The following is a 21,932-nucleotide window of genomic DNA, read 5'->3' as shown; positions in this document are numbered from 1 at the left end:
CGACCTGCACACCAAGCTGATCATCGAAAACGACATGGTGCCGGCGTTCCGCGCCGGCGATTTCTCCGGCGGCATCTCCAAGGCCGTCGACGACATGGTCATGGTGCTGGAAGGCAATCCGGAGGAGTTGGAAGCGCGCGGCAAGCGCAATCCCGCCGACAGCAGCACCCCCATCGACCCGATCGTCGCGGTGTTCCTGATCCTGTGGGCGACGATGTTCTTCGGCGGCCTGGCCATGGCGTTCCTGCCGCCGATGTTCGGCACCAAGCTGTCGCCGGGCGTGTATAGATGGCTGGGCATGACGTTTCGTTACGGCAAGGGGCCAAGCGGATCCTCGGGCGGGAGCGGCTGGACGACCGGTTCGTCGGGCAGCGGCTGGTCGTCGGGCAGTTCCAGCGGCTGGTCGTCCGGGTCGAGCGGCGGCGGGTTCTCGGGCGGCGGCGGCTCGTCCGGTGGTGGCGGTTCTTCAGGAAGCTGGTGAGACAATGGCAACACGACCGATCAGCCCGCAGGATCATGAGCGCATCGCCGACGCGATCCGCGCCGCGGAAACCAAAACCGACGGCGAGATCTACTGCGTCGTCGCCCATGCCAGCGAAGGCTATTTCGCTCCGGCCGCCATGATGGCGACGCTAGGTATGCTGGTGGTCAGCCTCGCCGTCGCCTATGGGCTGGAGGCATGGTGGCTCACCATCCGCCTGCCGCATTTCGTCATCGCGCAATTGCTGGCACTGGCCTGCGTGCTTGCCCTGTTGTGGGCTGTTCCCGGCCTGCGCATCCATATGGTGCCACGGCGGCTGCGCTATCAGGCCGCGCACGCCAATGCGGTCAAGCAGTTCCTCGCCCGCAACGTCCATCGCACCACGGCGCGCACCGGCGTGCTGGTCTTCGTCTCGATCGCCGAGCGCTATGCCGAGGTGGTCGCCGATTCGGGCATCGACGCCAAGGTCGGCCAGCATGTCTGGGACGGCGTGGTGGGTGATCTGACGGCGCATGCCGGCGACGACCGGCTTGCCGATGGGTTCGTCAAGGCGATCGAGCAGGTGGGGGCGGTACTGGCCGAGCATTTCCCGGTCACATCCGGCGATACCAACGAGCTCGACGACCATCTGGTCGAAATCTGAGAGCCTGCCGATAGGCGCCACTTTACCGGTCCGGCCTGTTTCCGGACAGGCTTTTGCGCGATGTCGGCAATGTGAGGATCGGCTGTGAGAAAGCGGCCGGCGGGCCGCCCCGGACTCTTGCAATCGGCCGATGCGGGTTTATGGTTAACAAATCATGAATACGCTGACGATCGACATTCGGAAAGCCGACCCGCGCGATGCAGGCGCCATTGCCGAAGTGCATCTGGAAGCCTGGCGCGGTGCCTATTCCGGCATCATTCCACACCGCACGCTGACGTCGATGATCAACCGCCGCGGCGCCGACTGGTGGGCGAATGCGATTCGCCGCGCCGCCACCGTTCTGGTCGTCGAAATCGGCGGCACCATCGCCGGCTATGCGACGATCGGCAAGAACCGCGCCCGGGAACTCAAGCAGCAGGGCGAGATCTACGAATTGTACCTGCGCCCGGAATATCAGGGCATCGGCCTCGGCCGGCGGCTGTTTTCGGCGGCCAGGGCGCGCCTTGCCGACCACGGGCTGAAGGGCATGGTGGTGTGGGCGCTGGAAGACAACCAGAACGCGCTGGCCTTCTATGCCGGCGCCGGCGGCCGCGATGTCGCCGAGGGCGTCGAGATCTTCGAGCAGAAAGCGCTGAAGAAGGTCGCCTTCGTCTGGGAATGACCGCCGGGCGATGATTGCGCAAAGCAAGGCCGGTACGCGGTGCGGTATCCCGGTGAAATCACGACGCTGAAACATCTTGTGCCGATGATTGAACGCGTGTGACGCCATCGCGTCCCGCCTGACGTTCGCGAGCACCATTCGCCGCATTGCGCCATTGTGCGCCGCCCGCTATCTCCTCCCGACCGAGAGAGGGACAAATCCATGCGCATTGAAGCCATAGCCACCGGAAAGAATCCGCCCGAAGACGTCAACGTCATCATCGAAGTGCCGATCGGCGGCGAGCCGATCAAGTATGAGATGGACAAGGAGGCCGGCACGCTGTTCGTCGACCGCTTCCTGCACACCTCGATGCGCTATCCCGGCAATTACGGCTTTGTGCCGCACACGCTGTCGGGCGATGGCGATCCGATCGACGTGCTGGTCTGCAACACGCGCGCGCTGGTGCCGGGCTGCGTCATCAATGTGCGGCCGATCGGCGTCTTGATCATGGAAGACAATGCCGGCCAGGACGAGAAGGTCATCGCGGTGCCATCGCCCAAACTGACGCTGCGTTACGAGAACGTTACCGAGTATACGCAGCTGCCCGACATCACCCTGCAGCAGGTGCAGCACTTCTTCGAGCACTACAAGGATCTCGAGCCCGGCAAATGGGTCAAGATCGAAGGCTGGCACGATTCCAAATATGCCAAGAAGATGATCGTCGACGCGATCGAACGGGCGAAGAAGAGCAAGTAGCTTGGAGCGGTCCACCGTTTCACAGAAACGGCAAACCGCTCCAACTTTGTTGTTTGACGCGATTCTGAACGGAAAACCGCTTCACACTGGGAATTGCTCTGGCCGGTCAGTTATCCACCCGGCCGAAAGCCGGCACATTGCCGATGACGGTGTGCCGGTCCTTGCCGCAGGCGAAGGTTCGCGCCTTCGCGTCGGCGAGCTTGCGCGCCTGATCGTTGGCTTGCGGGTTGCCGGTGGCCAGCACGAGGCCGACCGTGCAGCTTTCTCGCGCGTCCATCTGGCCGACCTTGGCGACAAGCAGCACGTCCGTCGATTTGTCCTGAACCTCGGCATCGCTGATCGTGCGGCGGTGGATGACCGCGAAGGGCACGGCCTTGTCGCCATTGGTTTCGATGCGCCATTCAACCTTGGCCGCGGACGAATTGAAGCCGGAAAAACTCTCCCAGACGGACGTCATGTCGCCGCCGGGCGGAAAACCGTAGAACAGCGATTCACGGGCGTCGTCATAGGCGATGAGCACGGGATAGCCACGATAGCCCGAACAGGCGAGATCGGCCCAGTCGCCGTCGCCTTCCGCGGCCTGCGCATAGGTCACGCAATCCTTCTTCGAGTCGAGATCGGTATAGGCGCTGGATATGTCGCCGGCACGAGCCACCTGACACAGGCCGGCAAGCGCAAGCGGGATCAAAGTGGCACGCATGACGACAATCTCCAGTTAGGCCGGAGCAACGTATCGCCAAACGCTATTTCTTCAAGCTCGCTTCGATCAGCAGATCGGCGTTCGTCGCCACCGACTGGGCGGGGCCGCCGAGGCCGAACAGCTGGCCGCTGATATAGGCGCCTTCGATCAAAAGCAGCAGCCCGTCACCCAGAGTGTCGGCGTCTTGCGCCCCCATCGCGGCGGCCATGGCGCGCAGCCGGCGGCGCAGTTCCTGCTTGTTGGCTTCGCTCACCACGCGGGCCGGATGGCTGTGGTCGGGATACTCGACCGCCGCGTTGGTCATGCCGCAGCCGCGATAGTCGGCCACCTGCGTGCGCTTGCCAATGCGGGTCAGGAAAGCCTTGATCTGCGCGCGCGGGTCGTCCGGATGGGCTTTGACGGCCTCGTCGAAACGTTCCCAATATTCAAGATCGTATTGCCGAAGATAGGAAGCGGCCAATTCGTCCTTGGAAGGGAAGCTGCGATAGAGGCTGGGCTTGGTGACGCCGGCGCGTTTGACGATCTCGTCGACGCCGATTGCCCTGATGCCGCGCCGGTAGAAAAGGTCATACGCCACGTCGAGGATCTTCTTGGCCGCCTTCGGCGGCGCCGATGCATGATCGTCGCTGATGGACAGTTCAATATTTTTGTCGGTTGGCATCACGGGACTCGATTGACAATGTTACCGATCGGTACGTATACATGCTCCCATCTTGCAACGTACCGGTCAGTAACATGATAGCTCAATCCCGTCCGTTTGGCCAGCGCTACGCCTTCGTGGTGGTCGGCGTCATCTTCCTCTGCCTGCTGATCGCCGCAGGGCTGCGCTCGGCGCCCGCCGTCATGATGCTGCCGCTGGAAAACAGCTTCGGCTGGCGGCGCGATGTCATCTCGCTGGCGGCCGGCGTCGGCATCCTGCTCTATGGTCTGACGGGTCCGTTCGCCGCCGCGTTGATGGAGCGGATCGGGCTGCGCCGCACGCTGATCGCATCGCTGCTGGTGATGTCGGGTTCGACCGCTCTCAGCCTGCTGATGACCAAGCCCTGGCATCTCTTCATCACCTGGGGCGTCTTCTCGGGCATCGGCTCCGGCGCTGTTGCCAGCGTGCTCGGCGCCACCATCGTCAACCGTTGGTTCAAGACCAATCGCGGCCTGGTCATGGGATTGATGTCGGCCTCCAGCGCCACCGGCCTGCTGGTGTTCCTGCCGCTGCTCGCCTCGCTGGCGCAATCGGGCGGCTGGAAGCCGGTCGCCATCGCCGTCGCGGTGGCCACGGCCTGTCTGCTGCCGCTGGTCTGGCTGCTGGTGCCGGAGCGCCCGGCCTCGATCGGCATGGTGCGCTATGGCGCCGAGGCCGACGACGTGCCGCCGGTGCCGCCGGCATCGCAGGGCAATTTCCTGGCGCATACGCTGAACACGCTGCGCCGCGCCGCCGGCACGCGGGTGTTCTGGTACCTGTTCGCCACCTTCTTCGTCTGCGGCTTCACCACCAACGGGCTGGTCGGCACGCATCTGATCGCCTTCTGCGGCGACATGGGCATCGGCGAGGTGCAGGCCGCCGGCCTGTTGTCGATGATGGGCATTTTCGACCTGATCGGCACGACGCTGTCGGGCTGGCTCACCGACCGTTTCGATCCGCGCAAGCTGCTCGGCGTCTACTATGCCATCCGCGGCCTGTCGCTGATCTACCTGCCCTATTCCGGCTTCTCGGCGACCAGCCTGATCATCTTCGCCGTCCTCTACGGCCTCGACTGGATCGCCACCGTGCCGCCGACGCTACGGCTCGCCAACGAGGCGTTCGGCGACCGCAGCGGCCCGATCGTGTTCGGCTGGATCGTCGCTGGCCATCAGGTCGGTGCGGCCACCGCGGCCGCCTTCGGCGGCACGATGCGTGAGTTGCAGGGCAATTACGAACTGGCTTTCCTCATCGCCGGCATGACGGCCATCGCGGCCGCCTGTATTTCGCTGCTGATCAACACCAGCCAGCCGGCTTTCGATCCGGAACCGCAAGCCGCGTAAGGCGAGGCGAGATAAGTATAAATTCGGGCAAGGCGAGCTGACGGCCGTCAGACCGCCTTGTGCGTTCAGGGCGTGTCGATGGTTGCCGCTGTCCGAGACGGCAATTTATGTGCGGTCAGTCCGGGTAGCAGACCATCGGAATGTTCGGCCACACGGCGCTGTCGCAGTTGGCGGCGTCCTGGCGCTGCTTGAAGGCGGCGCTGACCGGTCCCGTCACCATCGGGTCAACGCCGTCGGGCGCATCGGCAAAGGCCTGTTCGGCGGTCCGGGCGTCTGACTGCGCAACGGCGCGCACGCCTTTCTGGGTCGCGGCAGCCGACTGCGCGGCATTGGCCGCCAGCAGCAAGGCAAAGGCCACCGAAGCGATGAGCGGCCAAAATCGGTTGAGTTTATCGGTCATGTCGGTCGAACTGCCCGGGCCCTGAAAGGTTCCCGCCTTGGTTAACAAAATCATCTCACACGCAGATGCTTAAGATTTGATGAGTATTTGGTGTCGCGCTTCCCCTTTCGCAACTGCGAAAAACCCTGTATGAGCCGCGCAACCGAAAGAGGCAGCGCCTTTGGCCTGCTGCCTGCAACGCTTCCGAGACCCAGAACATGAAACTCCGTAATATCGCGATCATCGCGCACGTCGACCATGGAAAGACCACCCTTGTCGACCAGCTTTTGAAGCAATCCGGCTCCTTCCGAGACAATCAGCGCGTCGCCGAGCGCGCCATGGATTCCAACGACCTGGAAAAGGAGCGCGGCATCACCATCCTGGCCAAGGCGACCTCGGTCGACTGGAAGGACACCCGCATCAACATCGTCGACACCCCCGGCCACGCCGATTTCGGCGGCGAGGTCGAGCGCATCCTGTCGATGGTGGATTCGGCGATCGTCTTGGTCGATGCCGCCGAGGGCCCGATGCCGCAAACCAAATTCGTCGTCGGCAAGGCGCTCAAGGTCGGCCTGAAGCCGATCGTCGTCATCAACAAGATCGACCGCCCGGACGCCCGCCATGTCGAGGTGGTCAACGAGGTTTTCGACCTGTTCGCCGCGCTCGACGCCACCGACGAGCAGCTCGACTTCCCGATCCTCTACGGTTCGGGCCGCGATGGCTGGGTTTCGGAAAATCCGGAAGGTCCCAAGGACCAGCAGCTTGCGCCGCTGTTCGATCTCGTCATCAAGCATGTGCCGGCGCCGACCGTCCATCCCGGCCCGTTCCGCATGATCGGCACCATCCTGGAAGCCAACCCCTTCCTCGGCCGCATCATCACCGGCCGTATCGAATCCGGCACGCTGAAGGCCAACCAGGCGGTCAAGGTGCTGCACCATGACGGCACGCAGATCGAAACCGGCCGCATCTCGAAGATCCTGGCTTTCCGCGGCCTCGAGCGCCAGCCGATCGAGGAAGCCCAGGCGGGTGATATCGTTGCCATCGCCGGCCTGTCCAAGGGTACGGTCGCCGACACGTTCTGCGACCTGTCGGTGACCGAGGCGCTGCATGCGCAGCCGATCGATCCGCCGACCGTGACGATGTCCTTCCTGGTCAATGACAGTCCGCTCGCCGGCACCGAAGGCGACAAGGTGACCAGCCGTGTCATCCGTGACCGCCTGCTGCGCGAAGCCGAAGGCAATGTCGCGCTGAAGATCGAGGAATCGCCCGACAAGGATTCGTTCTTCGTCTCAGGCCGTGGCGAATTGCAGCTTGCCGTGCTGATCGAGACGATGCGCCGCGAGGGCTTTGAAATCGCCGTGTCGCGGCCGCGCGTCGTCATGCAGAAGGGCGAGAACGGCGAATTGCTGGAACCGGTCGAGGAAGTCGTCATCGACGTCGACGAGGAACATGCCGGCGTTGTCGTGCAGAAGATGTCGGAGCGCAAGGCCGAGATGGTCGAACTGCGCCCCTCCGGCGGCAACCGCCAGCGCATCGTCTTCCACGCGCCGACGCGCGGCCTGATCGGCTACCAGTCGGAACTTCTGACCGACACGCGCGGCACCGCCGTGATGAACCGGCTGTTCCATGCCTATGAGCCCTACAAGGGCGAACTGCCGGGGCGCACCAACGGCGTGCTGATCTCCAACGAGCAGGGCGAATCGGTCGCCTACGCCATGTGGAACCTGGAAGACCGCGGCCCGATGGTCATCGATCCGGGCGTCAAGGTCTATCAGGGCATGATCATCGGCATCCACTCCCGCGACAACGACCTCGAAGTGAACGTGCTGAAGGGCAAGAAGCTGACCAACATCCGTGCTGCCGGCAAGGACGAGGCGGTCAAGCTCACCCCGCCGATCCGCATGACGCTGGAACGCGCGCTGGCCTGGATCCAGGACGACGAGCTGGTCGAGGTGACGCCGAAGACCATTCGGCTGCGCAAGCTCTATCTCGACCCGAACGAGCGCAAGCGGTTCGAGAAGTCGTCCAAGGCGGTCGGCGCGGCATAAGTTTTTCTTCCGACGATTTTCCCAGAGGGGCGGAGCACAAGGTGCTCCGCCCCTCTCTCGTTTACCCGCCGGCAGCACAGATGATCGCTTCCTGATCCGGCTCGCCGGCCAGGTCGATGCGGACCGTCATTCCCTGGCGGGCCAGCTTGCGCAAGGCTTTGGCGCCGTCCGGATCGACGACCAGCAGGCGCCGTTCCTCCAAGGCCAGGAGCCGCGAGCGCGAGATGCCGAGTTCATTGGCGAGCAGACGATCGAGCCGGAGCGATGTCGGCATTTCGAGCCCGAGCTGGAGCTCCAGGGCCAACGCGGTTTCCCTGGCGCCGCCAAGCAGCCGCTTATGCACCGCGACATCGGGAAACTCCTCGACGCGCCCCACCTGGTTGCGCAAGGCGACGACGTCGAAGGCATGGCGCCGCGCCAGTCCCGGGTCGTTGCTTTCGAGCGCCTGCAGCAGGGCCGGTTCGATGTCGCGGCGGTTGCAGCGTTCGAAAATGCCGAAATTCCAGGAATTGTCGCAGTCGACGCAGCGATAGATGAGCCACACGTCGATGCGCTTGCCATTGGCGTTGACGCGGAATTTTCCGCTGCAGCGATAGGCCTTCACGCCGCCGCAGCGATTGCAGTTGATCAGCGGTCGAGGTGCGATTTGGGCCGCGATCGCCCAATGGATGCGTAGAGTGCCGGACATGCCGATAAGCCCTTCCCGTCGGGAAGTTCATCAGGTCGGCACGATCGAGATGCCCATGCGGGCGCGGCGTGGCGGTCGGCTGCGGAGATGGTCAGGTGTCGCTGGCGGAAAGCGCGCGACAGTGGTTCAGCAGTGCCAAACCGGTCTCGAACCGCCGCCCAGAGGAACACGTGAACATGAAACAGGCACCGCGGATGCGGCACCATGCAAATGTGTGTCGGGGGAGTTGACGAGACCGGCGGTTACTGAGGCAAGGTGAAGCTCGAAAATGTTTCGCGGCGCGTCTTCTAGCCGTAGCCAACAAGGACCGCAAGGGAGGCAGTAACTTCGAACGAATGATGGCTTCCGACGTTATTCGGGGGCGATCATTTGGCGACGGAAGGTGGGAAACTACCGCCGGCTCCAGCCACTTGCGATCACCGTTCTGATGACGCTGGTGCCCAATGGGGGTATGCTCTCGATGTCTTCAATGGTTCGCAAGACGGAATAGTGATCGACCTTTTCGGAGTAACGCCCTGGTTCAACTCCAAATCCATAGAATACAGTAAATATATGATTCTCTGTATGGTAGTCGTCTTCATCGAACGTCACTATAAAAAGGCTGTTGTTTTTCTTCGACCAAGCCGCGTAGCCCCCAAGGTAAGTTTTCAACCAGGCATCCGCCGCCTCTATTGTGCCATCATGCATGTCATTATCGAGATTGGGGATTACGAAGCTAACGGATGGTAGCTTCGCATAGTCGCGAGGGAACTGGGCCAAAGGCTTCTCAAATCCCTTTGAATCCGCAAACGATTCCCAGGGATTGTGTTTTCGCGGCGATCTGGCTTCGACGTAGCCCGCGAACGTTTTGCTATGAGCCCGAAGACGAGCGGCCAGGTTCGGCGCTGCAAAGCTATGCATGCCATCGTCATGGACGCCTTGTGTCAGGCCGCTGAACAGCGCGAGGTAATTGGGTTGGCTGGGGTGAGCAACCCCATAGGATTGCTCGAACAGCGCGCCGCCCTTTGCCAGCCTGTTCAAATAGGGGGCGGCTCGCCTCGCCAGGGAAATCTGCTCAAAGCTGTGGTTCTCCATGATCACGACAACCACGTGATCATATTTCGGCGGCTTTCCCGACGATGCGACAGCCTGGAGTCCTCCGCTCAGCGCCATGATGGCTGCCAGGACAGCCAGCATGGAGAACCGTCGAACGACCGCGCGCCTTGGCACAACCACGAAAACGCCTCCTTCCGCCTGCTCGGCAAGATCAACCTGACTGCAAGTCGGGCATGGCAGTCAAGGGCATGGCCAAACGCGGAGCCAGTCCGGGATCCGCTGCCACCGGCGTTGCAAGCGGCGATGTCGATCGGATATCGTCCGCCCTTCAACCGTTTGGAGGCAGTGCCATGCATCTCACCTCGCTGCTGATTTTCGCCGCCGCCTTGTTCGTTGCCGCCGGCTCACCCGGTCCGTCGATCGCGGCACTGGTCGCACGCGTCATCGCGAAGGGCTTTCGCGACGTGTTCCCCTTCCTGCTCGCCATGTGGATCGGCGAGGGCATCTGGCTGTCGCTGGCAGTGTTCGGACTTGCCGTGGTGGCGCAGACTTTTCACTTCGCCTTTGTCGTGGTGAAGTGGGTCGGCGTCGCCTATCTCGCTTACCTTGCCTGGAAGATGTGGACGGCGCCGGTCGATGCCGAAGAGGGCGAGATGCCGCGCGAGGATTCAGCCGTGAAGCTGTTCTTCGCCGGCATGGCGGTGACGCTCGGCAACCCCAAGATCATGATGTTCTACCTGGCGCTGCTGCCGACCATCATCGACCTCGCCTCGGTCAGCATTGTCGGCTGGGTCGAGCTGACGGCGACAATGGCGGTGGTTTTGATCGCCATCGATCTCGCCTGGGTGCTCGCCGCCGCGCAGGCGCGCAAGCTGCTGAAGAGCAAGCGCGCCATGAAGATCGCCAACCGCGTCAGCGCCACCACGATGGCCGGCGCCGCCGCAGCGATCGCGGCGCGGTCCTGAGCATGATCCTGAGGCGAGGCGTCAGGCCATCATATTGATGATCGGTGCGATCTCGACGTTGCAGTTCGGCATGGCCAGCATCGGGCAGCCCTTGGCCTTCTCGGCGGCATCGTCGATATCCTTGGCCTCGATGATCGAGTAGCCGCCGGTCGGGTTGCTGCCGCCGTTGTTTTCTATCTTGCCGCCTGGCAGGACGGTCTTCGACATGCCGACTGGATTGCCTTGGTCGACAACGGCCGAGCCAAGCTTTCCAAACCAGCCTGTCCAGGCGTCGGTCATGGCCTTTCGCTCGGTTTCGCTCGTCGGCATCTTGCCGGAGCCGTGATAGACATAGAGAAACTTCGCCATGTTCTCCTCCCGTGATGAGCGGCATTGAACCGGCATGCGGTCATGCCGCCCGCCGATCATCGGACCAAACCGGCAAACACGCAACGGAAATGAGAGGTGACTAATATAAGGCGCGTTGGGCCTCCCGCGAGCCTCAACGCGCCATGGCATGATACTCGTCGTTCGGCCGCATGTCGATTGCCGCGGCCACCCGGTTCGACATGTTGAAGAAGGCCGCGGTCGAGGCGATGTCCCAGATGTCGCGGTCGCTGAAGCCGACCTTGCGAAGTGCGGCCCGGTCGGCCTCGACGATCTTGGCCGGCTCCTCCGTCAGCTTGACGGCGAATTCGAGCATCGCGGTCTGCCTCGCCGAAAGATCGGCGGCGCGGAAATTCATCACCATCATCTCGCCGAGCGCCGGGTCGCCCGACAGCTGGCGCACCGCGGCGCCGTGCGCGGTCAGGCAGTAGTAGCAATGGTTGATGGAGGAGACTGCAACGGCGATCATCTCCCGCTCCAGCTTCGACAAGCCGGACTCACCCAGCATCAGGTCGTTGTACATGTCGGTGAAGGCGCGCAGTTTCTTGTCGTCGAAGGCATAGGCCTTGAGCACGTTGGGAACCAGGCCGAGCTTTTCCTCGCATTTGGCGAAATAGGCCTTTGTCGGCTCGCTCAGCTCTCCCGAGACCAGATCAAGCGCTGAAATTTTGCCGGTCATGTGTCGTTTCTCCTCGTTGGATGATGGCTTGCCGCCGAATTCCGATAATTCTCGGCAAGCCGTCAAACCTTTGTCGCCAAACAGCGGTCATCTGCTACGATAGCCGTAAAAGCATTCGACGGGAGGGAATAGCGTCATGGCCAATCCAAAAACCGCAAATCCGCCAAAAAAGAGCGCGGCAAAGGTAGCGGCAAAGGCAGAAGACAGGTCCGGCAAGCTCGCCGACTATCTGCTGGCACGAGCTCCTGCAGAAGACATTGCCGCCTATGACGTCGCCGATCTCGTGCGCGCCGCCGATCTCGCCGGGCGCGCTGTCGCCAGACATAAAAAGGGCGATTGCGTCGTCGCCATAGATGTCGATTCCGAGGTCGTTCGCCAAGGCCGCCCGGTGACGGTGATCACCGTCGTCAACGACAACATGCCGTTCCTGTTCGATTCCGTCCTTGGCGAGATCACCGATAGTGCCGGTGAGCCTTTGCTGGTTACCCATCCGGTGATCGTCGTCAGGCACGGCAAGGGCGGCGTCGAGGAAATCCTCGGTGACGGCGGCCCCGCCAAGGGGGACACCGGCCATGACCGGCTGAGCGTGATTCATGTCCATATCGGCCGCCTGCCGCCCGACCAGGCCGAAGCCTTGGCCGGTCGACTGAAGAAGCTGCTCGGCCAGGTGCGCGCCGCCGTGACCGACTGGAAGCCGATGCTGGCCCGCCTCGACCAGGCGATCTCCGAATTCCGCTACTCGCCGGTGCCACTCGACAAGACCAGCGTCACCGAGGCGATAGCCTTCCTCGAATGGTTGCGGGACGACAACTTCACCTTCCTCGGCATGCGCGAGTTCAAATACACCGGCAGCGAAAAGAGCGGCATGCTGGAGCGCGCCGACAAGCCCGGCCTCGGCATCCTGTCCGATCCCGACGTGCTGGTGCTGCGGCGCGGCACCGAAGCGGTGACCACCACGCCCGAGATTCGCGCCTTCCTGCATGGGCCGGAGCCGCTGATCGTCACCAAGGCCAATGCCAAGTCTTCCGTGCACCGCCGCATCTATCTCGATTACATCGGCGTCAAGACCTACACAGCCAAGGGTGTGCTGTTGGGCGAACTGCGCATCGTCGGCCTGTTCACCTCGACCGCCTACACGCGCTCGGTGATGAAGATACCGTATCTGCGGTCGAAGGCCGAAACCATCATTGCCAAATCCGGCTTCAATCCGGGTGATCATTCCGGCAAGGCGCTGATCAACGTGCTGGAGAGCTATCCGCGCGACGAACTGTTCCAGGTCCCGGTGCCGATCCTGCGCAAGCACGCCGAGGCTATTCTGGGCCTGGTGGAGCGTCCCCGCGTCAGGGCGCTGGTGCGTGCCGACCAGTTCGACCGCTTTGTCTCGATCCTCGTCTTCGTGCCGCGTGACCGTTACGACAGCGTCGTGCGCGAGAAGATCGGCGCCTATCTGAAAACGGCGTTCGAGGGGCGGTTGTCGGCCTACTACCCGGCCTTTCCGGAAGGCGGGCTGGCGCGGGTGCATTTCATCATAGGCCGCTCCGGCGGCAAGACGCCGAAAATCGAGCAGGCGACGATCGAGGAAGCGATCCGCGACATTGTCCGCACCTGGGACGACGCGCTTCGGGAAACAGCGGCCGAGACTGGAGCCGATCCCGCACGGACGGCGATCGCCGCACGGTTTTCCGAAAGCTATCGCGATAGTTTCTCGCCGGCCGTGGCGCTGGCCGATGCCGGGCGCATCGCCAGGATCAGCGCCGCCAATCCGATCGCCATCGACTATTACCGCCATGGCGAGCAGAAGCCGCACCAGGCGGCGCTGAAGATCTATCACCACGGCAGCCCGGTGGCGCTGTCGCGGCGCGTGCCGGTGCTGGAAAACATCGGCTTCCGCGTCATCAGCGAGCGAACCTTCGAGGTCGGCGACGACGCGACCGGCATGATCAACGGGGATCAGCCCGGCATGGTCTTCATCCACGACATGGAACTGGAGAACAGCTACGGCAACCCGATCGACCTTACCGATGGCGGCGCGCTGTTCGAGGACGCTTTCCTGTCGGTGTGGCGCGGCGACGTCGACAATGACGGCTACAATGGCCTCGCCCAGACCGCCGGCCTGTGGTCCGGCGAAATCACCATCCTGCGCGCCTATGGCCGCTATCTGCAGCAGGTCGGCATTCCGCAAAGCCAGGATTTCATCGCCGCGGCGCTTAACCGCTATCCAGAGATCGCGCGCGGCCTGCACGCGCTGTTCATCGCCCGGCTCGGCTCAATGGCGGAGACAGAGGGCGTGGTGGCGGCAAAGCACCTCAAGGCCAAGATCAAGGATGCGCTGGAGGATGTGCCCAACATCGACGACGACACCATCATCCGGCGCTACCTCAATCTGATCGAGGCCTCGCTGCGCACCAATCATTTCGTTGCCGATACGAACGAGAAGGGCCAGTCGCTGGCGATCAAACTCGACTCGCAGGCGATCGAGGGACTGCCGGCGCCACGGCCATGGCGCGAGATCTTCGTCTACGGTTCCGAGGTCGAGGGCGTGCATCTGCGCTTCGGCCCGGTGGCGCGCGGCGGCCTGCGCTGGTCGGACCGCGCCCAGGACTACCGCACCGAGGTGCTCGGCCTGGTCAAGGCGCAGCAGGTCAAGAACGCCGTCATCGTGCCGGTCGGCGCCAAGGGCGGCTTCTTCCCCAAGCGCCTGCCGACGGGCGGCAGCCGAGACGCGATCTTCGAGGTCGGCACCTCGGCCTACAAGAATTTCGTCTCCAGCCTTTTGTCGATCACCGACAATATCGGCCTGGACGGGGTCATCCCGCCGGCCGGCGTCATGAGGCGCGACCAGGACGATCCCTATTTCGTCGTCGCCGCCGACAAGGGCACGGCGACCTTTTCCGACACCGCCAACGCGATCTCCGAGAAGCATGGCTTCTGGCTCGACGATGCCTTCGCCAGCGGCGGCTCTGCCGGCTATGATCACAAGAAGATGGGCATCACCGCCAAGGGCGCCTGGGAAGCGGTCAAGCGGCATTTCCGCGAGATCAACCGCGACATCCAGACCTCGCCTTTCACTGTCGTCGGCGTCGGCGACATGTCGGGCGACGTGTTCGGCAACGGCATGCTGTTGTCGCCGCAGACAAGGCTGATCGCCGCCTTCGACCATCGCGACATCTTCATCGATCCCGATCCCGACAGGGCGGCCTCGATGGCCGAGCGCGAGCGCATGTTCGCACTGCCGCGTTCGAGCTGGCAGGACTATGACAAGACGAAGCTGTCGGAGGGCGGCGTCATCGTCTCGCGCAGCCAGAAGTCGATCACCTTGCCGGCGGCGGCCGCGGCGGCGATCGGCCTGACAAAGACGACCGCCACGCCGGCCGAGATCATGACCGCCATCCTCAAGGCGCCGGTCGACCTCCTGTGGTTCGGCGGCATCGGCACCTATCTCAGGGCCTCCACCGAAACCAATGCCGAGGTCGGCGACCGCGCCAATGACGCCATTCGCGTCACCGCGCTCGACGTGCGCGCCAAGGTGATCGGCGAGGGCGCCAATCTCGGCGTCACGCAGCGCGCCCGCATCGAGTTCGGCATGAATGGCGGCCGCTGCAATTCCGACGCCATCGACAATTCGGGCGGCGTCAACTGCTCCGACGTCGAGGTCAACATCAAGATCGCGCTGGCGTCGGCCATGCGCAAGGGATCGCTGACGCGACCGGCGCGCAACAAGCTGCTGGCCGAGATGACCGGCGAGGTCGGCGGCCTTGTACTCTCCAACAACTACCAGCAGACGCTGGCGCTTTCGATCGCCCGCAAGCGCGGCCTTGCCGACATTGCGCACCAGGCCCGCTTCATGTCGGCGCTCGAAGCGCGCGGGCTGTTAGACCGCGCCGTGGAGACGCTACCGTCGCCGGCTGCCCTTGCCGAGCGCGAGGCGCGCGGCGAGCCGCTGACCAGGGCCGAGCTCGGCGTGCTGCTCGCCTATGCCAAGATCGTGCTGTTTTCCGACATCGTCGCCAGCGACGTGCCTGACGATGCGCATTTCGACCGTGACCTGATGGGCTATTTCCCGGACCGGATGGCGAAGAAATACGCCGCCGAAATCCACGGTCACCGGCTGCGCCGCGAGATCATCGCCCGCGTCGTCGCCAACGATTTGGTCAATCGCGGCGGCCCGTCCTTCGTCAACCGGCTGCAGGAAGCCACCGGGCGCACCGCCGCCGACGTGGTGCGCACCTTTGCCGTGGTGCGAGACGGCTTCGCGCTGCCGGCGCTCTATAGCGAGATCGACGCGCTCGACAACCAGATCGACGGCCAGGTGCAGCTCGATCTCTACCAGATGGTCAGCCGGCTGATCTATGTGACCAGCGGCTGGTATCTGAAGAACGATGCCGGCACGGCGCCGCTCGGCCAACGCATCGCCGAGCTGCAGGACGCGCGCAAGGCGCTGGAGCCGAAGCTCGTTTCGCTGCTGCCGGCGTTTTCGCGCGAGTGGATCGAGGAGAAGCGGCACGGGCTGTTCAAGGCCGGCGCGCCGGAAAGGCTGGCCGAGCAGCTGGCGCTGAGCGAGGTTGCGGAACTCGTCCCCGACATCGCGCTGACGGCGCGCACGGCCGGCGCCGACATTGTCGCCGCCGCCAAGGCTTTCTTTGCGGTCAGCGATGCCTTCCGCATCCCGCGTGTCGAGGACGCGGCGCGCTCGATCACGCCGTCGGACTACTACGACCAGTTGGCGCTGTCGCGCGCCACCGACACGATCGGCGCGGCGCGGCGCGGCATCGCGGTCGCGGCGCTCACCGGCCATGCCAAGGCAGCGGATCCGGTGGCGGCCTGGCTGGAAGCCGGCGGCGAGCGCGTGGCGCGCATCCGCGAGCGGCTGCAGGCGCTGACCGAAGGCGGCGACATCACCGTGTCGCGGCTGTCGGTGGCGTCTGGGCTGATGAGCGATCTGACCGGGATGTGAGGCTTCGGAGGCCTACCCTCCTCCTCGTGGGGAGGGTCGCTGCGAAGCAGCGGGGTGGGGGCGGCGCCGACCCCACGCGGACCTTCGGTCCGACCTCCCCACAAGGGGGAGGTAGGGGTGGGCGCTCGCGAGGCTTGTCATTTGCATGGGCATCAGAAACATGCAGACATGGCGCCCGACGCGGGTGGGGCCGAGGGAATCATCATGGCGGTAGAGACAGTGCAGCGGGCGTCCGGGCGCGGCATCTGGGGATGGATGTTCTTCGACTGGGCGGCGCAGCCGTTCTTCACGGTCGTCACCACTTTCATCTTCGGTCCGTATTTCGTCTCGCGCATGGCCGGCGATCCCAACACCGGCCAAGCGGTCTGGGGCTACGGCATCGCCGCGGCAGGGCTGGTCATCGCCGTGCTGTCACCGATCCTCGGTTCGATCGCCGACCAGACCGGGCCGCGCAAGCCGTGGATCGCTTTCTTCGCCGCGATCAAGATCACCAGTCTCGCTTTGCTCTGGTTTGCCGCACCCGGCTCGAACCTGTTCCTGGTCGTGGCTTTGTTCTCGCTGGCGTCGGTAGCAGCGGAATTTTCTACCGTGTTCAACGATTCGATGATGCCGCGGCTGGTGCCGAAGAGCGAGATCGGCCGCATCTCCAACATGGCGTGGGGTCTCGGCTATCTCGGCGGTATGATCGCGCTGATCTTTGTCGTCACCTGCCTCGCCGGCTCGCCGGAGACCGGCAAGACGATCATCGGCATCGACCCGCTGTTCGGGCTCGATCCGAAGCTCGGCGAGGATGCGCGCGCCACCGGACCGCTGTCGGCCGGTTGGTATTTCCTGTTCATCCTGCCGATGTTCTTCTTTACGCCCGACGCCATCAAGGGCATCCCGATCGGGCCGGCGGTGCGGGAAGGCCTGTCGGAGCTGAAATCGACGCTGGCCGAGGTGCGCAGGCGCGGCGGCATCTTCCGCTTCCTCGTCGCCCGCATGATCTACCAGGACGGCGTCAACGCGCTGCTGGCGCTTGGCGGCACATTCGCGGCGGGCATGTTCCAGTGGTCGATCACCGAGATCGGCATGTTCGGCATCATCCTCAATGTCGTCGCCATCTTCGGCTGCTGGATCGCGGCACGCCTCGACACCGCGCTCGGCTCCAAGGCCGTGGTTATGATCGCGCTCGTCATGCTGTCGATAGCAACCATAGGCGTCATCTCGACGGGGCCGGGCTTCACGCTGCTCGGCCTGATCCAGCTCCCGACCACCGATTCGGGCGGGCTGTTCGGCACGGCGGCCGAAAAGGCCTATATTCTCTACGGGCTGTTGATCGGCCTGGCCTTCGGCCCCGTGCAGGCGTCGTCGCGCTCCTACATGGCGCGCAGCGTGACAGCGGCGGAATCCGGCCGCTATTTCGGCATCTACGCGCTGGCCGGTCGGGCGACCAGCTTCCTGGCGCCGTTCCTGGTGGCGACCATCACCGCGCTCTCCGACTCGGCGCGGCTCGGCATGGCCGTGATCATCCTGTTCCTCGGCATCGGCATGGCAATACTGGTTCGCACGCCGTATCCGGCGGATCGGCCGTCGGAGTAGCGCCTTACCCTCCCCCTTGTGGGGAGGGTCGATCCGCGAAGCGGAGCGGGGTGGGGGGCAGCGCCATCACGCCACCCCGGTGCGCTCGCAAGCGAGCGCACCGACCCTCCCCATCGAGGGGAGGGCAAAAGTGCTCAGTGCCGGAAATGCCTGACGCCGGTAAACACCATCGCAATGCCATGTTCATCGGCGGCCGCAATGACGTCCTTGTCGTTCATCGAGCCGCCGGGCTGGATGACGGCGGTGGCGCCGGCGGCGACTGCGGCAAGCAGACCGTCGGCGAAGGGGAAGAAGGCATCGGAAGCCACCACCGAGCCCTTGGTCAGCGGTTCGGCCATGCCGGCAGCCTCGGCCGCGTCGAGTGCCTTGCGGGCGGCGATGCGGGAGGAATCGACGCGGCTCATCTGGCCGGCGCCGATGCCGACTGTGGCGCCGTCTTTTGCATAGACGATGGCGTTGGACTTGACGTGCTTGGCGACGCGGAAGGCGAATTTGAGATCGGCCATCTCCGCCGGCGTCGGCGCGCGCCTGGTCACCACTTTCAGTTCGAGATCGTCGACCACGGCATTGTCCCGGCCCTGGACGAGCAGGCCGCCGGCAACGGATTTGACGGTCGTGCCGGGCGAGCGCGGGTCGGGCAGGCCACCGGTGACCAGCAGGCGCAGGTTTTTCTTCGCGGCAACGATCGCCGCGGCCTCGTCCGTGGCATCGGGCGCGATGATCACCTCGGTGAAGGTCTTCACGATGTCCTCCGCCGCTTCGGCGTCGAGCGTACGATTCAATGCGACGATGCCGCCGAAGGCCGAGACCGGATCGCAGGCGAGCGCCTTGGCATAGGCTGATTTCAGCGACGTGCCCTCGGCGACGCCGCACGGGTTGGCGTGCTTGATGATGGCGACGGCGGCGGAGCGGCTGGGATCGAACTCGCCGGCCAGTTCGAAGGCGGAGTCGGTGTCGTTGATGTTGTTGTAGGAGAGCTGCTTGCCCTGCAGCTGCCGCGCCGTGGCGACACCTGGACGCTTGTCGCCATTGACGTAGAAGCCGGCGCTCTGGTGCGGGTTTTCGCCGTAGCGCATCACTTCGGCCAGCCGGCCGCCAAAGGCGCGCCAGGTCGGATGCTCGATCTCCAGCGCCTCGGCGAACCAGCTGGAAATCGCCGCGTCATAGCTGGCTGTGCGGGCAAAGGCCTTGGCCGCCAGCTTCTTGCGGAAATCCAGCGACAGCGAGCCGATGTTCATCTCCAGCGCGTTCAGCACCGAGGCATAGTCGCCCGGATCGGTGACGATGGCGACATAGGCATGATTCTTGGCCGAGGCGCGGATCATCGCCGGGCCGCCAATGTCGATGTTCTCGACGATTGCCGCATAGTCGGCGCCGGAGCGGCGGACTTCCTCGAACGGATAGAGATTGGAGACGAGGAGGTCGATCGGCTCGATGCCGTATTTGCGCATCGCCGCCGCATGCTCGGGGTCGTCGCGCACGCCAAGCAGCGCGCCATGCACGGAAGGATGCAGCGTCTTGACGCGGCCATCCATGATCTCGGGGAAGCCGGTGAGCTCGGAGACGTCGCGCACCGCCAGCCCGGCCTCGGCGATCGCCTTGGCGGTGCCGCCGGTCGAGACCAGTTCGACACCGGCCGCGGCCAATGCCGTGGCGAAGTCGATGAGGCCGGTCTTGTCGAACACCGAAAGCAAGGCACGGCGTACGGGAACGAGGTCCGGGGCGGGAATGTTCTTGGCGGCGACGGCCATGGGCTGGCGGCCTTTCACGGCTGGAGGGGCAAGCCCGCGCCGTAGCACATGACATCAGGAAATCAAGCGCCGTGCACCATTCGGCGGTTTGATATGCAATTTGCCGGCCCCGGGTATAGGCTGATCTCCTCGCGATGGAGGAATATTGATGGCATTTGTCCGTATTGGCCAGTTCACGGCATTACCGGATACGACCGAGCGGTTGCGGGCGATCTACGAAACCGAGGCGATCCCAGCCATCCGCGCCGCCAACGGCAACATCAGCGCCGTGCTGCTGCAGCAGCATCAGGCGCGCGACACTTTCATGGCAATCACCGTATGGAGCACTGTCGAGGACGCGGAGCGCTATGACCGCAGCGGTCAGGCGGCGGCGATGGCCGACGAGATCCGTTTCGCCTTCGCCGGTCCGCCGACGCTCAGCACCTATGAGGCCTTCGGCATCCCGCAGCAGGCTTGAGCGAGCCGGCCGCCTTCGCGCGGCAAATCAGTTGTTTTCCGGATAGCCGACGATGCTGGTGCGCGTCAGCTGCCAGTGGACTTCGGACATGTCGGACGCCTTGAAGGCAAGCACGATCTGCCGGCTGCGGCGCGGGCCGCCAAGACCGGCGAAATAAATCGATTCCTCGACCTCAGGTACCACTTCGCCCGAGGTGAACACCCAGCTGTCGGCCTGCTCGGCGGTCAGCACCAGGCGGTCATGTTCGTCCTGCAGCAAGTTGATGTCGGGGTGGACATGGAAGCGCACGGTGATGAAGTCACGGCCATTGTTGCGGATCGCGGCATTGCCGGGGCGCTGGAACCGGTCCCTGCCGGCCAGCACATTGCCGTTCGACGACAGTTTCAGCTCGCGCTCGTGCAGGAAGCCGAAACGTGGGACGTAGCCGTCATGGCGGGCGATGAAGCCCTGGACGCCCTTCTGGTCGATGCGCTTGCACTGCACATGCTGCGGGCCGCCGATCAGCGGCGAACCCAGCAGGTCGTTGACGCGCAGCGAATGGCTGAAGCGCGCCGACGAGGTGTCGTTGATGGTGGCGGTCGAGTGCGCGGCGGTGGCGCGGGCCAGCGGCCGGAACTCGGCGGCGCCATAGGTGTCGATGCCGGCATTGACGATGTAATGCTGGCGGCCGGACGACAGTTCGAAGGCAAGGCAGCCGGCGTGCGCTGCGTTGGAAACATCGACCGGCGGCGGTAGGCCGGTGTCGGCGATGACGGTGACGCCGCCCATCGACAGCCGCTCATAGCCCGAATGCGGCGCGTGCAGCAGCGGCGCGCCGGCGGTGTCGTCATGTCGCAATATGGTGGCGATGCGGTCATGGATGGTGGCGCCCATGCCGTTGAAGCGGGCGAGGCTGCCATCCTGGTGGCGGAAGAAGCGCAGCGCCGGCAGCATGCGGTCGATGGCGCCGATCAGTGCCTGCGGCGGGGTCTCCGCCTGGTTGGCGTAGGTCTGGCGCAGCGGCAAAAGGTCGGCGAGGATTTCCAGCACCGACATTGGATTGCGTGAGATATGGCCGCCATCGGCGAGGATCTGGCGGTTGAGTTCCTCGGCGAGGTTGCGGGTGGCGCCGCGCAGCGCAGAAGCCGGCGCCGGCAGGGAAAGCGCGGCGAAGGCAAGTGCTATGCGGGCGCGCAGCCGGTCCTTGCCGTCGGGCATTTCGCGCGCCATCGACCTGAGGTAGCGGATCTGGACGGCCAGCGATTTCAGGAAGGCGCGGTAGAAGGGGAACTCGGCGCCCTGCAGCACGACGGAGGAATGCTGCAGCCAGGCGATGACGCGCTTCGCCGTCGTCCCGGGCTCCCAGGCGATGCCGGCAATGTTGTTTCCGTGCATGGCGATCCAGTCGGACACCAGGGCACGCGCATTGGCGGCGGCAAGTTCGGTGCCGGCGGCGCGCATGTGGCGCAGCCAGCGAAAGCCATGCAGCGTCTTTTGCCAGCCATGATTGGGCACGTTGATCTGGAAGGGCGACTTGCCGCCGGTCTCGACCAGGTGCCCCGACAAGGGATAGCGGCCGTAATAGATCTCGAGCGCGATCTGCGGGTCGGCCAGCCGCAGGTCCGGCGGCGCGATCAGCACGCGTTCGGGCGTGCGGCCGGAATAGCGCCAGCGATAGACCGGCCCGGCGCGCAAACGCCGGCGCGTCTTGCGCCAGAACTCCTTCGCGACAAGCGTCCACAGACGCGTCGTGTTGCTGGCAGCCAGTGCCAAAAGCCCTCCTGGTCCGTCCTCTACCCCGGCGCAGAGTT

At 64.3% G+C, this 21,932-nt stretch carries 18 protein-coding genes and 1 pseudogene; 10 read left to right on the top strand and 9 right to left on the bottom strand.

Features of this window, described 5'->3' with window-relative positions:
• The 4 genes and pseudogenes from CK227_RS34110 to ppa all read left to right on the top strand — a co-directional run.
• Positions 1-481 (top strand): annotated as a pseudogene (locus CK227_RS34110) (hypothetical protein); the annotation flags it as partial.
• Positions 482-485: 4 nt separating this feature from the next.
• Positions 486-1,124, top strand: a complete 639-nt coding sequence (locus tag CK227_RS34105; protein ID WP_095775863.1) for a TPM domain-containing protein — start codon at positions 486-488, stop codon at positions 1,122-1,124.
• A gap of 154 nt (positions 1,125-1,278) precedes the next feature.
• The gene (locus CK227_RS34100; protein WP_010912199.1) at positions 1,279-1,785 is read left to right on the top strand and encodes a GNAT family N-acetyltransferase; all 507 of its coding nucleotides are present in this window, start codon (positions 1,279-1,281) and stop codon (positions 1,783-1,785) included.
• A 201-nt stretch (positions 1,786-1,986) separates the two neighbouring features.
• A complete protein-coding gene (gene ppa / locus CK227_RS34095; protein WP_038650389.1) occupies positions 1,987-2,520 on the top strand; it encodes an inorganic diphosphatase in 534 nt (177 codons plus the stop codon).
• 106 nt (positions 2,521-2,626) lie between these two features.
• On the opposite strand, the gene CK227_RS34090 is transcribed toward ppa, so the two are convergent.
• A complete protein-coding gene (locus CK227_RS34090; protein WP_095775862.1) occupies positions 2,627-3,220 on the bottom strand; it encodes a hypothetical protein in 594 nt (197 codons plus the stop codon).
• A gap of 43 nt (positions 3,221-3,263) precedes the next feature.
• Positions 3,264-3,881 carry a TetR/AcrR family transcriptional regulator gene (locus CK227_RS34085; protein WP_095775861.1) on the bottom strand — a complete coding sequence of 206 codons (618 nt, stop codon included), beginning with the start codon at positions 3,879-3,881 and terminating at the stop codon, positions 3,264-3,266.
• Between the two features lie 74 nt (positions 3,882-3,955).
• On the opposite strand from CK227_RS34085, the gene CK227_RS34080 reads away from it, so the two are divergent.
• Positions 3,956-5,239 (top strand): MFS transporter, encoded by a 1,284-nt coding sequence (locus CK227_RS34080; RefSeq protein ID WP_179296103.1) that lies wholly within the window; start codon positions 3,956-3,958, stop codon positions 5,237-5,239.
• 115 nt (positions 5,240-5,354) lie between these two features.
• Here CK227_RS34080 and CK227_RS34075 read toward each other — a convergent pair whose 3' ends face one another.
• Positions 5,355-5,639 carry a hypothetical protein gene (locus tag CK227_RS34075; protein ID WP_245318372.1) on the bottom strand — a complete coding sequence of 95 codons (285 nt, stop codon included), beginning with the start codon at positions 5,637-5,639 and terminating at the stop codon, positions 5,355-5,357.
• 197 nt (positions 5,640-5,836) lie between these two features.
• On the opposite strand from CK227_RS34075, the gene typA reads away from it, so the two are divergent.
• On the top strand, positions 5,837-7,666 hold the full coding sequence (gene typA / locus CK227_RS34070) for a translational GTPase TypA (RefSeq protein WP_095775858.1): 1,830 nt from the start codon (positions 5,837-5,839) through the stop codon (positions 7,664-7,666).
• Between the two features lie 61 nt (positions 7,667-7,727).
• Here the strand turns inward: typA and CK227_RS34065 are convergent, their stop codons facing one another.
• Entirely contained in the window at positions 7,728-8,354 is a 627-nt protein-coding gene (locus CK227_RS34065; RefSeq protein WP_095775857.1) for a DUF1062 domain-containing protein, read from the bottom strand.
• Between the two features lie 390 nt (positions 8,355-8,744).
• On the bottom strand, positions 8,745-9,530 hold the full coding sequence (locus tag CK227_RS34060; RefSeq protein ID WP_095775856.1) for an alkaline phosphatase family protein: 786 nt from the start codon (positions 9,528-9,530) through the stop codon (positions 8,745-8,747).
• Positions 9,531-9,739: 209 nt separating this feature from the next.
• Here CK227_RS34060 and CK227_RS34055 point away from each other — a divergent pair, with 209 nt between their 5' ends.
• Complete coding sequence (locus tag CK227_RS34055) at positions 9,740-10,354, top strand: LysE family translocator (protein WP_095775855.1); 615 nt, start codon at positions 9,740-9,742, stop codon at positions 10,352-10,354.
• Between the two features lie 21 nt (positions 10,355-10,375).
• Here the strand turns inward: CK227_RS34055 and CK227_RS34050 are convergent, their stop codons facing one another.
• Positions 10,376-10,702 (bottom strand): YciI family protein, encoded by a 327-nt coding sequence (locus tag CK227_RS34050; RefSeq protein ID WP_095775871.1) that lies wholly within the window; start codon positions 10,700-10,702, stop codon positions 10,376-10,378.
• Positions 10,703-10,835: 133 nt separating this feature from the next.
• Entirely contained in the window at positions 10,836-11,399 is a 564-nt protein-coding gene (locus CK227_RS34045; RefSeq protein WP_095775854.1) for a peroxidase-related enzyme, read from the bottom strand.
• 136 nt (positions 11,400-11,535) lie between these two features.
• Here CK227_RS34045 and CK227_RS34040 point away from each other — a divergent pair, with 136 nt between their 5' ends.
• Positions 11,536-16,353: an NAD-glutamate dehydrogenase gene (locus CK227_RS34040; RefSeq protein ID WP_095775853.1), complete on the top strand. Its 4,818-nt coding sequence runs from the start codon at positions 11,536-11,538 to the stop codon at positions 16,351-16,353.
• Positions 16,354-16,557: 204 nt separating this feature from the next.
• Complete coding sequence (locus CK227_RS34035) at positions 16,558-17,934, top strand: MFS transporter (RefSeq protein ID WP_095775870.1); 1,377 nt, start codon at positions 16,558-16,560, stop codon at positions 17,932-17,934.
• A gap of 134 nt (positions 17,935-18,068) precedes the next feature.
• Here CK227_RS34035 and purH read toward each other — a convergent pair whose 3' ends face one another.
• Positions 18,069-19,685, bottom strand: coding sequence for a bifunctional phosphoribosylaminoimidazolecarboxamide formyltransferase/IMP cyclohydrolase (purH, locus tag CK227_RS34030; protein WP_095775852.1), 1,617 nt, complete (start codon positions 19,683-19,685; stop codon positions 18,069-18,071).
• A 148-nt stretch (positions 19,686-19,833) separates the two neighbouring features.
• On the opposite strand from purH, the gene CK227_RS34025 reads away from it, so the two are divergent.
• Positions 19,834-20,142, top strand: coding sequence for an antibiotic biosynthesis monooxygenase (locus tag CK227_RS34025; protein WP_095775851.1), 309 nt, complete (start codon positions 19,834-19,836; stop codon positions 20,140-20,142).
• 27 nt (positions 20,143-20,169) lie between these two features.
• Here the strand turns inward: CK227_RS34025 and CK227_RS34020 are convergent, their stop codons facing one another.
• On the bottom strand, positions 20,170-21,894 hold the full coding sequence (locus tag CK227_RS34020) for a heparinase II/III family protein (RefSeq protein WP_095775850.1): 1,725 nt from the start codon (positions 21,892-21,894) through the stop codon (positions 20,170-20,172).
• Positions 21,895-21,932: the final 38 nt, after the last annotated feature.

Source organism: Mesorhizobium sp. WSM4308, from assembly GCF_002294905.1.
Taxonomy (GTDB): Bacteria; Pseudomonadota; Alphaproteobacteria; order Rhizobiales; family Rhizobiaceae; genus Mesorhizobium.
Note: the sequence above shows the minus strand (reverse complement) of the source record. Positions and strands in the feature narration are given on the sequence as shown.

Excerpts from the sequence above, each read along its gene's own strand:
- CK227_RS34105 (WP_095775863.1), top strand. The coding sequence starts at position 486 with ATGGCAACACGACCGATCAGCCCGCAGGATCATGAGCGCATCGCCGAC.
- CK227_RS34100 (WP_010912199.1), top strand. The coding sequence starts at position 1,279 with ATGAATACGCTGACGATCGACATTCGGAAAGCCGACCCGCGCGATGCA.
- ppa (WP_038650389.1), top strand. The coding sequence starts at position 1,987 with ATGCGCATTGAAGCCATAGCCACCGGAAAGAATCCGCCCGAAGACGTC.
- CK227_RS34090 (WP_095775862.1), bottom strand. The coding sequence starts at position 3,220 with ATGCGTGCCACTTTGATCCCGCTTGCGCTTGCCGGCCTGTGTCAGGTG.
- CK227_RS34085 (WP_095775861.1), bottom strand. The coding sequence starts at position 3,881 with ATGCCAACCGACAAAAATATTGAACTGTCCATCAGCGACGATCATGCA.
- CK227_RS34080 (WP_179296103.1), top strand. The coding sequence starts at position 3,956 with ATGATAGCTCAATCCCGTCCGTTTGGCCAGCGCTACGCCTTCGTGGTG.
- CK227_RS34075 (WP_245318372.1), bottom strand. The coding sequence starts at position 5,639 with ATGACCGATAAACTCAACCGATTTTGGCCGCTCATCGCTTCGGTGGCC.
- typA (WP_095775858.1), top strand. The coding sequence starts at position 5,837 with ATGAAACTCCGTAATATCGCGATCATCGCGCACGTCGACCATGGAAAG.
- CK227_RS34065 (WP_095775857.1), bottom strand. The coding sequence starts at position 8,354 with ATGTCCGGCACTCTACGCATCCATTGGGCGATCGCGGCCCAAATCGCA.
- CK227_RS34060 (WP_095775856.1), bottom strand. The coding sequence starts at position 9,530 with ATGCTGGCTGTCCTGGCAGCCATCATGGCGCTGAGCGGAGGACTCCAG.
- CK227_RS34055 (WP_095775855.1), top strand. The coding sequence starts at position 9,740 with ATGCATCTCACCTCGCTGCTGATTTTCGCCGCCGCCTTGTTCGTTGCC.
- CK227_RS34050 (WP_095775871.1), bottom strand. The coding sequence starts at position 10,702 with ATGGCGAAGTTTCTCTATGTCTATCACGGCTCCGGCAAGATGCCGACG.
- CK227_RS34045 (WP_095775854.1), bottom strand. The coding sequence starts at position 11,399 with ATGACCGGCAAAATTTCAGCGCTTGATCTGGTCTCGGGAGAGCTGAGC.
- CK227_RS34040 (WP_095775853.1), top strand. The coding sequence starts at position 11,536 with ATGGCCAATCCAAAAACCGCAAATCCGCCAAAAAAGAGCGCGGCAAAG.
- CK227_RS34035 (WP_095775870.1), top strand. The coding sequence starts at position 16,558 with ATGGCGGTAGAGACAGTGCAGCGGGCGTCCGGGCGCGGCATCTGGGGA.
- purH (WP_095775852.1), bottom strand. The coding sequence starts at position 19,685 with ATGGCCGTCGCCGCCAAGAACATTCCCGCCCCGGACCTCGTTCCCGTA.
- CK227_RS34025 (WP_095775851.1), top strand. The coding sequence starts at position 19,834 with ATGGCATTTGTCCGTATTGGCCAGTTCACGGCATTACCGGATACGACC.